Below are 13,944 nucleotides of genomic sequence, written 5' to 3'. Positions count from 1 at the left end.
AGGGGCTAGGGCCGTTGAACCACCGTCTCTAGAACTCGGCGTTTGGCCGAATCAATGCCAAAAATCCTGACATAGTTGCCCTGGTGTTCCTGGAGACAAGCCGATAGCTGCGCCAGGGCCTCCCCGGCCTGTTCAACGGGAATGGTGTGACAGCTTTTCCAGGTTCCGGTGTGAAAGCGGCGAGGATCGACATATTCAATTCCAATGGGATAGCCCTGGGCCACCAAGGACTGCACCTGTCGAGCCAGGTCTGAATCTAGGGATGTCGCGATGCTTTGCGGGGCAGAGGCCCCCACTTCAGGGGAGGAGACACCGCTGGCCAGCCCTGGCAGGTCATCGCCCGGTTGGGAATCCACTGTCGCTGGAGGATCCTCAGTCCTGGAATGTGGGGAGGAAAAGAAGACGGGTGACTCTTGCCCCTGAAAACGGCTTTCATAGAGGGCTTGATTATATTCCCACACGAGGCGCATATTTTGCAGCCGCTGCTGTTCCTTCACCATCAGCTCACCCTGTTCAAGCAAGTGTCCCAGGCTGAAGTTGGGAGGACGAAAGGCAGGGGGATGCTTGGTATTCACCACCGCCGCTCCCACCTTTTCAACCCCCACTCGATGGATAAACTCTTCAATTTGCTCATCAAACAGGCGCGATCGCAACGCCCCATAAAAATCGACCGACTGATCTAAAAAGTGATCGACCAAGGTCACCACATCCTCGGAAGACAGGCCATCTTCGCTGAAAATACCGCCGACAATGCCAATTTTGTCCTCGCGGCTGGGCTCCCAGTAAAACTTTTCCATGCGCCCATCCCGCACCAGGGGAGCATACAGGGTGGCAAAGTCATTTCCCGTCACCACGATCGGCACTCGATGCAGCGGGGTTTCGTCGTAACTGCCAGGGAGCTGAACGTTGGTGGGGTTATCCGCAATATTCATCAGCGTGGCGTTCACCATCTGGGTATTGACCGTGTATTGGGTCCCCGAGTCCACTCGCCCAGCGCCAGCATCCAGGTCGTTGATCATCAGCACCGCCATCTTGCCCCGCACCCGAATCAACTCTGCCGCCTCTCGATAGCGCAGGCGCACTAGCCGCGAAGGATCGCCCGCATCAGGGCTTTCCAGCTCCCCAGCCGAAATATGCACCACCTCAAGGCCCATTTTCTGGTACACCAGCTCACACTGAAAGGTTTTTCCTTCCCCCTTGCGTCCGTGGATACCCAAAATGAGCGGTACCTTTACCTTGGGCAGGTCAATGAAGTTTTTGGTAATGTGAACCGACAGCTTCTGAAGAAAGCGGGGGGCAATGTAAAAGGTCATAGGGTAACTTGAGACAATTATGCCCAAGAGGCGGACATTGGGTATTGTATTACACAGCGTGATGTTCCCAGTTTAGGTAAAGGCCTAACCCAATGGGGGAAGATGACGCCCAGTCCCGTAGCGTGACAACGCAGCGTGGCCACCGCGCAGGAGTACCGACATGACCTCAACCCGCATCACTGTCGCCACGATGCAGGTGGGCTTACCCAAAACCCTGGGCCAGGATGACGCCCCTGACCCCATGGATCGCCTCTGGAGAACCGGCTTCTTCAAACGTCCTGTGGTGGATCCGATCTGGCTGGGAGCGACGAATCTAGAGGGAGATGGCCAGGCGGACTTGAAAAATCATGGTGGAGTCGATAAGGCTGTGCTGGCCTACAGTGCTCACCATTATGACTATTGGAAATCGCACCTCCACTGGCCGGAACTGCCCTACGGTGCCTTTGGCGAAAATTTCACCATTGTGGGACAAACGGAGTCCGAGGTCTGCGTGGGCGACACCTACGGCCTCGGCGAGGCCAAAGTTCAGGTGTCTCAACCCCGGAAGCCTTGCTGGAAGCTTTCTCGCCGCTGGCGCATTCCAGATTTAGCTCAGCAGGTTCTGGCCAACGGTCGATCAGGCTGGTACTTCCGCGTGCTTCAGGAAGGTCTAGTGGCACCAGGGCAGGCCATGCGGCTGATCCATCGCCCCTACCCAGAGTGGACCATCGCTCGGGCTCATCAGATCATGCACCATGATTTCCATGACAGAGCGGCGACCCTCGCCCTGGCTAACTGTCCGCTGCTGTCGGAGAACTGGCGAGAAAAGCTGATCCGACGGACCCAGTCCCCTTGAGGCTGGACGCCTGTGGTTCGCTGAGGCTGGAGTGCAGGGTGCACACCATATTCGCGTATGGCAAGAAGACCACCTGCCAGAAGACCGGCGATTTTCAATACTTTTTCTGTCCCCTAACTGGATAGGGGGTGTGCCATCATCACCGTGAGACCTCCGTCACTGGGTAGAATCACCCCTACTCTCGCTGCGGAGACGAGGGGGACCATAGCAAAGGGTGCCCCAAGGCCAAAATCTAAGTCTTTTAATGGTATGCGCGATAAATTGGTGATCAGCAGCCCAGTTTCCGGATTGGAAACATGCAGGCAAGGCATTCTCTTGACCCCATAGCGATCGCGGAATGTATGCAATGCCAACAGGTGTTGATCAATATCACCGGGCCGCTGCCCCAGAATACTGGATTGAATCTGCATCGCAAGATCCCTCAGGCTTAAAGTTCGCACGTGATCGAGCGGGAGTTGACAGCGGGTCCCCTTAATCGCATTGCCAAAATAGTTTGGGGGAATCACCTTGCGATAGATTCTCCGAAAATCCAGGGCACAGCTCAGGGATAACCGAGTCTCCGGCGCCTCTCCACCCTGCCAAATCTGTCCATACTGCTTCCAGAGGTGAGCGCAAAGCACCGCATTGTCAGAGGGTTGATCGGGAAGGCAGCGAGCTTTCAGATGATCCAACTGTTCCGCGGAAATCCGGTTCTCTTCCCATACAATTTCGTGGATACCTGGAAACTGACGTTCCTGATGCACCGAAAGCCCCGTTTGCTGCGTGAACTGCTGATCAAAGGCTGTCTCTTCCTGAGGAGCCTGATCATCAATGGAATCGGGAATCAGGCGCGCCCGGTCATGGCAGGGGAGGCGATAGGCTTCACCCCGACAGTCCCGTGCCCAAGCGGACATGAAGTAAAAGAAGCTATATCCGTCAACCAAGCAGTGGGCAATATTGGCAACGAGCAATGATCCATCCGGGTACTGATGGAGACAAAATTGGGCCAGGGGAGCGTGAACCTCGGCCTTGACCTCCTGGTAGAAGTTGGCCAGCCCCGAGGGCAGGGAGACCCTGGGAAGGCACTCTTCATGCTCAATCACCTCCAGGCGAATCGAGGCTCCAGGCTGTAAGTAGAAGCAGTTCTCCTCTAAGACAAGCTGCCCTTTGACGGGATAAAATTGCGCCAATGTTTGCTGCAAGGCATCACTGATCGCCTGGGCGGGTTGCGGCTGACGGAAGAAAAATGCAAACTGAATTGAGTAAGGACTAGGGCCGGTAAAGGGGTAGTCTGGGGGCGCCAGCGGAATTCGGAAGGGTTCAATCATCGTGAGCTCTTAATCAAATGGCGCTGGGGTCCAGAGGGGCGTTGCACCAGTCTAAAATCCGGTTCCAGGCCCACCAGCGATCGCTATCTTCCCAGAAAGCCTGACAAGATCTGTCGCTCTGGTAGCCCACATGTCCACCATGGGGCGTTAATCGCAGGTCAATGGCTGGATTTTGAGCACACACCTCCTGGATATCCGGCACTAAGGCCGGATCAAAGATCGGATCGTCCGCCGCATACAGAACCAACGTGGGCTTTTGGATCTGGGGCAGCAGGTAAAGCGGACTGGTGGCGTGGTAATACTCTTCAACCGAAGAAAATCCGAGCCGCCCAATCACCAGTTCCCGATCAAACCCATGGATACTATCGACCCTTGCGATCGCCTCCGGGTCAATATCCTCCGGGTGATAGCGATGGATTTGCCAGGCCAGCTGGCAGAGGGATTGGGCAATTTTTTTCTCTATGAAACGTCCGATGCCATCTGCCGCCAGGTAGGAAAAGGAACGATTGGACTCTAGGTTCGGGCATATCACAGCGCCGCCCGCGATTTCGGAACTCTCTAACCCAAGGTCTGGAGCCCAGCTCGCAAGGCTTTGGGCGGCTTTGATGCCCCATAACGCCAATTGCCCGCCGAGGGAATATCCCGTAAACCACATCGGGGCTGGGCAACCTAGCCGCTTTGCCTGTGCCGCAATGTGAACAAAGTCGTCCCCCTCATAGAGGCCATCAGAGGTCAGGGTAGGCGAAAGCTCCGCCGTCTTCCCATGAGCGCGCCAATCAAATAGGATCACGGCAAAGCCCTGGGCGAAGGCTTTGCGCCCCAGCACTCTCAGATACCATTGGTTTTCCAGAGCGCCGGTAATGCCGTAGGTCGCGATGATGGTGCCACGAGGAGACTCCGGAATGGCCATCCAGCCAAAGAGGGGAACCTCGTTCGCCCCTCGAAAGATCTGCTCTTGGTAGGGCGGTTCAGAGTCCCGAACCGTCGATTCCCAATTCCAGGAGGCACTCCAAGCCATATGAACGGTCATGGCCAGACCATTTCTCAGCAACGGAGGAGGGGAGTACATGAATGAACACTGGGGTTGAGGTGAGGCTGCTTTCCAGTATAAACGCCTGAATTTACAATTCTTCAAACATAAGCGTTCTTCGGCAAGTGCAATACCCACGGCTGCAGGGTACCGTTGAACCGTTCAATCCGATGTTCGACGGATAAATATCCTGACAAGTTTGGGACTCCCCTACTTCTGGGGTGCAGTGCCTGTTCTATGCCTCTTGAGGGGGAAGCAGGATTTCAATCCCGTACTGGGGGGCGATCGCCAGAACCTTTTCTAGATCTGCGGGGGGAAGGACAGCTCCAGGGGTCACAGCACCTTGAACCGATCTTCCCACCTCTGCCATAAAGTTTTCGAATCCGGCCGGGGTGACCCAGATCAACAGTGTAGCGGGGATCTCGGTTTTGTTCACAAAGCTATGACGCTGTCCCTTAGGAGAATGCAGGAAAGTTCCCGCTGGAGCAATCAAGGTGGCCTCGTCCAACTGAAATTCGATTTCTCCAGCCTGGATATAAAAGGCTTCGTCCTCTCGCTGATGACGATGCAAGGGTGCCCCGCCCCCAGGGGAGACCACAACTTCACAGAGGGCGTAGGCCTGTCCCGTTTCTGCGCCAATGGCTTTAAAGATATAGAGGTCTGGGCCAAAGTAGTAGGACCGCCCTTGACCGGGATTCACGAACAGGCCTTGCTGAGGTACAGTCATGGCTACACTAACTCCGCAGGAAACGGGATAGGTAGCATCTTACAACTTCCAGGCATGAATCCAAGCGTCCTCTAGCTCGCGTCCGCTTCAACCCAGCCAATTGGCCTTCCCTGTTCCCAGCTTTCCCTGTGCTCTATATCCCGGTGTTTTGGTGGATCAGATTAATCTGCCCCCCCTCCACAAGATAGGAAGATCCGTTCAAGTTGCCATCTTTGAGACTGTGGGCCTGGACATCTGCCAGGAAATAGCTCCCCGCAACGGTGCCATAGAGGGAGGAGACATCGATAATCCCCGAGGATTCCCAGTTGCCAATATCCAGGGGAACCGGATCGGTTTGACCATAATCTATGGGCACTGCGGATCGATCGATTTGAGCCCAGCGTTCGGTTACAGCCTGCCCCGTCAAAGGCTCAAAGTGGTTGGGATCTAATTTCCAAATGGAGGCTTCCTGAGTTCCAAAGGGAGCGCTGCGGTCTTCCTGGATATAGATCAAGCCATCGGCACTCCAGGCCAGGTTGTCCGGGCTGCGAATCCCGTCAGTGGGATCTCCAAGGCGATCGCCATCATAAATGACCTTGAGCGTGGTGGCCCCTGTGGTCGCTAGTTTACCGTTGGCCGCGAAGGCACTACTAAAATCGAGCGTATAAACGCCCCCATATAAATCATCTCCACTGCCGCCGGTGGTATTAAAGACCACCTGCTGACCATTCAGGGGATTAATAGCCCCGTCCTCTAGGCGGATGAGCTCTAGGGCTCCATGATCAAAGGCTCGTTGGCGTAGATCGACTGCTGATAATGCAGCCACCTCGGTCCCAGAACCTAGCGCCACCCAACTCCCGGCAATGGGCGTAGAGAGATCCAGGGCATTCAGGTCAGCGGTGTCAGGTTTGGGTTCACCATAGCTTAGGTCTAAAGTCTCGGGAGGCTTCCAGGCATAGAGCGTTCCCTGATCGGCAGCGAGACCATTGCGCTCTAGGAAACCTCCAGCCGTTTTTTCGCCCACCCATAAATAAAGAGGAGCTGTGGAATCATCCAAAAGCAGAGCCGCCACAGTGTTGACATTGCCGGTGTCAATAAGGGTAATATTTTCGAACCCAGCGCGGCCGAATCCTGCCACCTCGTAAAGATCATCGGTGGCAACATCTAGAGCATAGACAGCCCCTCCAGGGCCCTGGTCGGTTTCCTCGCCGGTGAGATAGATGCGGTCGGCAAATCCACGACCGGATCCAAAGCTGTGGGCTTCCACCAGGACAGCGGAGCAAAAGCGATCAAACCCATTTGTATCGCGGCTGATGACTTTATCGTAGGCCAATCCACCCCTGAGAATCCGAGACTGGTAGCCGTTAGCGGCGTTGTCATCTTCATCAATATCGACAATGAACTTGGATATTCGCGCTCCAGTCACAGGGCCATCAAACCCCTCGACGCTGTACTCATAGCCCAGAGCGGCCCTGAGTTCACTATTGACCAGCAGGGTGTAGGTACCCTCTTCATTGCGGAATGCCCCCATTCCATCTAAGATTCCGGGGGCAGTATAAACACTGCTGCCAGGCGTGAGCCCGTTGGTAAATTCCCCGGTCGTGAGGAGACTACTGAGGGTCAGTGAGGACCCGCCCTCGACATCCTTCAGCATGGTTTGGCTAAAGGTGCCGGCACCGGCCACGGGATCTGAGGCAATTAAAGCTTCCAGATCTATAAAATTCAGGGTGTTAGAGACTTCATTCGAGACCACCAGGGTGGATCGGCCCGTGGAACTCTCCTTAGCATCAATGACCAGCAAGCCCTCCGGAGAAAGACTGCCATCGAGGATAGTACTGGTCACCAGATGAGTCGCGGCGGGATCGGTGACATCAAAGACCGCCAGCATTGAGCGGGTGGTGCGCTCCATGCCAACAATTGCGTAGGATCGGCGTCCCACCTGAGCCACAACCACCCCTTCCGGTTCTACGCCCTTATCGTCACTGCGACCATCGTCATAAACTCCCGCTGCAATTGCGAGGGTTTGGAGGGTATTACCGCTGTCCCAGAGCGGCGATCCGCTCTGGGCATCAAAGATGGTAATGCTGCGACTGCCAAAGGCGGTATAGGGAGGAGTGCTATCCTCTGCCAGGGTCTTCAAGCGATCACGACGTTCTTCATCGGTATAATCACCGTACTCTCGTCCGTCTCCCTCATTGGCGGTAATGAAATATTCCTTCCCTTTCACGCGATAGGCCGCGATGCCATCGGGCATTCGTAGTCCTGCGTAGGGCTGGCCCAGCTTGGGTTTTATGCCATTATCTCTGTCGGTGAGATCCAGCAGCTGTTGACTGAAATCCACGCTGCCCAGGGCAAACACCTGCTGAATCCTTTTGGTGGCAAGGTTCACCTTGGCCACTCCATTATTTTCCTGCAGCGTCACATAGGCATATTGGCCTCGGATGGATACGTATTCCGGTTCAATATCCTCGGCCGGACTGGTCCCTGCCGGACCAGAGATGCGAAGGCCCTCAGGCAGGGTCACCCCCTCAAAAGACAGTTCAGTATAGGAAAATCGTTCCCGGCCCGTGCGCCCTTTGATATCAATAATGCCAATGCTGCCGATCGGATCCAGCGAGTAATCGCGGTTGGGTTCTCCTTCGTTCGCCACGACCAGTTGAGTCCCCTTCTCGTTAAAAGCAATGCCATCGGGCAGATAGCCAACCTCAACCTCTTGAATCAACTTGAGGGTGCCATTTTTGCTGAGGCGGTAGAAGCGGACTCGGCCTTTAGCAGGGCTATCCCTGTAGTCCTCGGGAGACAGAGCAACTGCAACCCAATGGTCAAAGGCGGCCACAGATTGACTGGTATATCCTTCCAGAGAAACCCGCGCTTTCAATATGGCGTTCGCGGGATTGGTTGCATCCACCACCTGAAGTGTATTCCCCCCTCCCGAGGACAGCAGAAATAGCTTTCCGGAGACCTTCACAGAAGCAGAAATCTCAGACTGAAATTGTTCCCCCGATGTCCCCTCAGGCGTCAAGTTCAGGCTTCCCAGTAAGGGATCTGCCGGGAGTACATCGGGGCGATCGCGATGTCGCTTACGGCGCTGAGGGGACCGGGAGATTGCAGCCTGAACCTTCCTGGAAAGGGGAAAAAGAGAGTCATCATCCAAGATTGCCGGAAAAAGCCGATCCTCAAGCTCTGTTTTTGTCCCCATCAAGGCAGAGCCACCCGGTTCAAGCGCTATAAGAGGTTTCGCAAGCGGGTGACCCACTCTTTGATGACCCACTGTTTGGGGGGTTCGGCTGTCAGATTTCATGGGAGGACGATTCCGCTATTTTTCGTGCAAAAAGAACTGAAGGTCATGATCCGCCCAAACCGTTCAATTGTCGATTAAGATTCGGTAAAACATTCCTGGTGCTAATTTAGGATGTATTTTAGGCGTGACAATCCCGAAGCTCGTGCTTTATTTGAAGGTCTCCCGATCTAGCGGATTTATCTATATAAAGATTGGGGAGAGTCAGTCCTCGCAATCCAGTCTCGTTTCCGACAGGCAGAGGGTAACACGCTCACAAGTTCCTGACCGGAAGGATTTCTGCCATTGCCTATCCCTTTCTCTCCCCCATACAGATGCCCGGTTCAACTCTAGACCAGGGAAAAGGTGCGGGTAATCGTATCAAGAAGCTCGCCTCTGAGACGATTGCGAGAAAAGAGGTCAAAGGTGATTTCATTTTCACCGAAGGGAAGACCAGCACCCACCCTAAAGTTGCCAGAGCGATCGCCAAATAAAGCATAGGGCTCTACATTCTCAATGCGAGTAAACTGGCCGTCGTTCAGGCTCAAGAAAACACTTTCTACTTGACCAAAGAACGTACTGCCTGAGTCTACCGAAGCCGCAATGGTGAGATTCTGGCCTGGATCCACATCAATGACATCTCCCTCTTTGAGGGTTTGAATCAAGGTATCGGAGTCGGCATCGAAGAGTCCTACCGTGATGTCGGGCGCCAAGTTATCAACGACGGTAAAGGTCCGGCTCACGGTTTCCAGTAAGTCGCCACGCAATCCTTTCCGGCTAAAGAGATCCAACTCAACGGTGTTGGGACCGGTCGTTAGAAAGTTAGTGCGACCTCTCAGGTTGCCGCGGGCATCCCCAAACAGGGCATAGGGTTCTGTATTTTCTCGCTGAATGAGCTGACCCTGATTGAGATCAAGACGCACACTGCCCACCTGGCCAAAGAAGGGGCTATCCACTGGAATAAAGGCGGCAATCGTCACATCCCGGCCCGCGATCGCGCTCTTGTTGATTATGGTTCCCTCGGTGAGCAGAGTGATTAACGTGTCGGTTTTAGCATCAAAAAGCCCAATGTCAAGCACGGAAATGACCTCATCCGGTAAGACGGCATCGTCCCGGAAGTTGAGGTTTTGGATGCGATCGTCCAGATTTCGGCCAGTATCCAGGTCATCAAAGGGCGTGGTTCGGAAGTTGTCGAACAGATACTCGGCCAGGGCATCCTGTTCAGTGCCGTTGTTGGCAAAGGTCGCATCGCCAGTCGGGGTTCCTGCATCGACCAGAGAAACCAGGTTGACCCGAGCAACGACGGCTGGGTCACCAACTTCTCCAACGTTGGGGTCGGTGTTGAGGTTGGGGAACGGATAGCCGTCACCACCACCAAGGTAGTTACCGTTCTCATCAAAGCGAGGTGCCGCCAGAAAGTCGAGGGTAACAATACGGAACTCTTCCGTCGCATCCCCGACAATTTCACCGTTGCGCACCAGTTCAGCGATGAGGGTGTCGTTCTCATCGAAGAGGCCAGCGTTGAGGATGCGATCGCCTACTGCAAAGTCGGGGTCGTAGGAGAACTTCACCCCAGCAATTTGAGGGAAGGCGCCAGCCCCAATATTGCCAACCCCATGCTCTAGCAGGGCGATGAGTTCGGTTTTGGTCAGGGTTAACAGGCTCAATCCGTTGTTGAAAGCCAGCACCGTTTGAATGTCGTTCTGGCTGATCCCCCCCTCAGGCTTGATGACGTTACCCTGGCTATCGACCACTGCTTCGTTAGGCAGGCGGACAAATTCAGTGCCCCCTGCGGGAACGACTGTGCGACCGATGGACGCTCGAATGCCCCCACCGTTCTTAATCGAAACCACAACCGTGGGGTCAAGGGCCTGAGCTTCTTGCAGGTTAGCGTCAGCGGTCAGGTTGCCCAGGTTGGTTTCCTGAGTCCGAACGCCATCCGGATTAGTGGGGTCAGTTGTCCCGGTGCGGTTACCGTTGAGGAAGACGTTGGAAATCCCGAAGACATTGGATTCCGCAGACAGAATTTGAGCTTCGATTGCATCCACAATCTGCTGAATTTCGGGGTCAACCAGACCTTCCGCATTCAGGTCAGCAACCCCCTGATCGTCCGTAGCGTAAGCGCCGGAAACGTTCGGATCATAGCTATCAGGGATAATGTTGCCCTCGCTATCAAAGTCGAGCACCAGACGACCGACATACTTGTAGCTGCCGTCAGTGTTGACCAGCGCGGTCTGGGTGCCGCCACCGTTGGTAATGAACTCGGGGTACTGGCCCTGGTTGCTATCACCCGCGCGCACCCGGTCATTCTCATCAAACAGGCGAGTGTTAGAACCACCACCCACGATGATATCTACATTCACCAGACGAGCCGCTAATTCCCGCTCGATATCGAGCTGCTGCATGTGGGCCAGCAAGACGATCTTATTCAGACCTTTTTCTGCGAGGGCGTCCACTTCGAGCTGAATCTCAGCCGCCAGGGCATCCAGCTGCTCAGGAGTGGGGTTCGTGGCGAACGGTGTAGGTGTGATGCCAACCGTACCGGGGCTGGAGATACTTGCCAGGGTGGGCGTTGTTGCCCCAACCACACCAATATCCTCGCCGTTCACATCAATAATTACGGAGGAGGTCACGGTTCCGGCCTGCGGGGCCTGACCACCGGAGACTTCCAAGGGCGCCAGGTTGTCGTTGGGAGCAAAGTTGAGGTTGGTGGACAGGTAGGGGAAGTTTGCCCCGGCGAAGTCTGCGTCCAGAATGGTACCGGGGGCAGAGCCGCTAATTAGACCAGCCAGCACCCCAGTCCCGAAGTCAAACTCGTGATTGCCCAGGGCGATCGCCTGAATCCCCAGTTCGTTTTGAATCTGGATATCGGCAATCCCGGCAGAGCCAAACACGGGGGCCGAAGCATTGAAGAACAGACCAGGGATAAACGCATCACCGGAGGACAGGGTCAAGGTGTTGTCTGCAAGACCATCGTTGCCCAGGTCTTGTCCTCTGAGGGCGTTGAGCACTGCCGAGAGGCGGGGAGCATCCTGGATGGCAGCCACAGCGGCTTCCTGATCAGCAATGTGTAGTAACTCCAGGGTGAAGGTTGAGGATGGTGGGGAGGCAACCGTAAAACGAGCAACGAGCGGATCATGATCGGAGGCTCGCGTATTGGTATCCACAAATTCAGAATTGACATGAACAATGTCAAACTCAGCCCCAGCACTGAGGCTATTGCTCACCAAAATATGGTCAAGAGACTGGGAGTTACCCTGGAAATTAAAGGTATATCGCTCGTTTTCAGGCAGGGTATGGGTCAGGTTGGTCAGGCCCGCACTCTCTAGACCCGTCACTGGAGACACGAACTCAAATTCATTCAGGTCACCTAGGACAACCACATTCGCATGGGGGGCAGTCGTCAACAGACCAGAGACAAAGCTTTGAATTTCAGCAGACTGGGCTTGACGCTCATTGAGGCTGCCGTTGACGGTAAGGTCTTCTTGACGAACCTCAAAAGGTTGCTGCACACCAAAAATGGGAGCACTCCCCCCCTTTGAGGAGAAGTGGTTGTTAAGGATAGTGACGGTTTCACCGTTGAAGGTAAAGTCGGCGACCAGAGGCAAACGAGCATCAGCAAAAGCTCCGCCAGCAGTCTGGCTCCCAATGGTTTGCACGGAACCAGGCACCAGGTTGACACGGCCGGGGTTATACAAGAAGGCCGTGCGGATGTTGGCACCGGGTTGACCGCCACTCGCGTTGTTCGTGATGAAGGGATTATCGATAAATTCGTATTGGGGGCCACCGGCGGCAGCGATCACCTCAACCAGCGTCTGTAACGTCACATCCGCAGCCGTGATGCCGTTATCTGTTCCACCACTGTTGTCCTGAATTTCTTGCAACCCAATGATGTCAGGGATACCCAAGTTGCTGATAATGTGCTGAGCGATCGCCTCAAAGCGCCCGTTCGCGATATCAGCATCCGCCTGAGTTTCACTGGGGTCGTCGTTGGGGTCGAGGTTGAGAACGTTATAGCTAGCAACCGTCAGTTGATTAGCGCTTCCTAGCAGGTTAGTAGACTCAGCCTGCAACCCAACAGACTGGACATTGGCGCGAAAGTCTAGGGTGGGAATAATCTGGAAGTTGCCAAAGTCGTAGCCAATAACCCCTGTCACATCTCCCAGGATGTCCCCCGTGTTAACTCCGGGCACCTCAAAACCAGACACCTCAGGGTCTGTGTCGATTTGAATTCTCTCAGGATTAAAGTCATCCGGTGCAATGTTTAGGGTCCCGCGATCGCTAATTCCGGTGGCAAACGCCCCTTGATTGGCTACCGCAAAGATTTCGCCAAATCTATTTGTGCTAGAAACCGCAACCAAATCCTCAGCAGTCACAAGCATCGCTTCCAGAGATTCAAAGTAGTCGATGCCATCGGTTTCAGGATCGAAGCTGGCAAAGGCATCATCATCAATGTTTGCATTGGGAACGATACGACCCCCTGATCCAATAATTGTGGTTGCCGGAAGAGAGTGACCTGATGACAACACCGTAACCGTTGGATTTCCGCTAATTTGTGTGGTGGAAAGGTTACCTGTTGCTTGCCCACCTGGAAAGAACTCAGAAACGAGCCCTGTGACCTCTAACGCATCCCCAATCCCTACGCCAGGAGTGCTACCTGTAAAGACAAAAATGGCATCAGAGGTGGCAATGTTGCTGTCGCCTGTAGCATCTTGTAAATAGAAACCGTTGTGATCAACCGCTGTCACGATACCTGTCGTAGTTACGGACTGGCCAACCCATGGGGATGTATGACCTGCTCCCTGAATCTCGTAAATGGGAGTTAGATTACCACCATTTCCACCACCATTATCAGAATTTGCGGCGGTGGGAGTATTGTCAGGACCCAGGTTGAAATCACTAATCACCCAATCTGCAGCCGTATCTGTATCAACACCGTCTACCCGACGACGCCCCCCCGCAGGCAGGAAGGTGCCATCGGGGCCAATCACTGGAGCATTAAAGAAGACTGTGTCCTCTACACCGCCATCCGTGACGCCCAAGGCATCGAAGACCACTTCATCGCCAGTAACCCAGGTATCCGTAATACTGCGAGTTTCTGCCAGAGCAATGGTGTAACTGCTGTTCTCGATGGAATTGGGGGGAATGATCAGATTAGGTGTTACACCATAGGCGCCAACCACGGTATCTGTGCCAATCAGGAAAAAGCCGTTTGCGCCGATCTTTGCATTAGGTCCTAAATCCAACCGGAAATCGATCGCCCCAAGGCTACTCCCGGCATCGCTTTCAATCACAATGATGCTGAGACCACCCAGGGATTCGCCTGGTGTGCCAAACAATTCAATGTACTCAATATCAGTGCCTGTTGTGCTGCCTAGCACTTCATTGATCACAGCTTTAGAGAGTGTTTGTAAATAAATGTTGAGATGAATTGCTTTCGACTCAAGATGTGTATTTTTGGGAAAGTAGAGTTTTT

Annotated in this window: 7 protein-coding genes; 1 reads left to right on the top strand and 6 read right to left on the bottom strand. The window is 54.3% G+C overall.

Annotated features, from left to right (window positions below; genetic code table 11):
• Positions 1-5 precede the first annotated feature (5 nt).
• Positions 6-1,313: a RuBisCO small subunit-like domain-containing protein gene (locus QQ91_RS10525; protein WP_166282210.1), complete on the bottom strand. Its 1,308-nt coding sequence runs from the start codon at positions 1,311-1,313 to the stop codon at positions 6-8.
• 160 nt (positions 1,314-1,473) lie between these two features.
• On the opposite strand from QQ91_RS10525, the gene QQ91_RS10520 reads away from it, so the two are divergent.
• Positions 1,474-2,148 (top strand): MOSC domain-containing protein, encoded by a 675-nt coding sequence (locus QQ91_RS10520; protein WP_201277426.1) that lies wholly within the window; start codon positions 1,474-1,476, stop codon positions 2,146-2,148.
• Positions 2,149-2,261: 113 nt separating this feature from the next.
• On the opposite strand, the gene QQ91_RS10515 is transcribed toward QQ91_RS10520, so the two are convergent.
• From QQ91_RS10515 to QQ91_RS10495, 5 genes are all read right to left on the bottom strand, one after another.
• Entirely contained in the window at positions 2,262-3,455 is a 1,194-nt protein-coding gene (locus tag QQ91_RS10515) for an acyltransferase (RefSeq protein ID WP_166282208.1), read from the bottom strand.
• 13 nt (positions 3,456-3,468) lie between these two features.
• Entirely contained in the window at positions 3,469-4,524 is a 1,056-nt protein-coding gene (locus QQ91_RS10510; RefSeq protein WP_166282206.1) for a YheT family hydrolase, read from the bottom strand.
• 196 nt (positions 4,525-4,720) lie between these two features.
• Complete coding sequence (locus QQ91_RS10505) at positions 4,721-5,212, bottom strand: cupin domain-containing protein (RefSeq protein WP_166282204.1); 492 nt, start codon at positions 5,210-5,212, stop codon at positions 4,721-4,723.
• Between the two features lie 133 nt (positions 5,213-5,345).
• Positions 5,346-8,390, bottom strand: coding sequence for a choice-of-anchor I domain-containing protein (locus tag QQ91_RS10500; RefSeq protein ID WP_166282202.1), 3,045 nt, complete (start codon positions 8,388-8,390; stop codon positions 5,346-5,348).
• A 428-nt stretch (positions 8,391-8,818) separates the two neighbouring features.
• The gene (locus QQ91_RS10495; protein WP_250833328.1) at positions 8,819-13,861 is read right to left on the bottom strand and encodes a DUF8508 domain-containing protein; all 5,043 of its coding nucleotides are present in this window, start codon (positions 13,859-13,861) and stop codon (positions 8,819-8,821) included.
• Between the last annotated feature and the right edge of the window lie 83 nt (positions 13,862-13,944).

This window comes from Lyngbya confervoides BDU141951 (assembly GCF_000817775.3).
Classification (GTDB): domain Bacteria; phylum Cyanobacteriota; class Cyanobacteriia; order Thermosynechococcales; family Thermosynechococcaceae; genus Lyngbya; species Lyngbya confervoides.
This window is presented reverse-complemented; position numbering and strand designations above follow the sequence as displayed.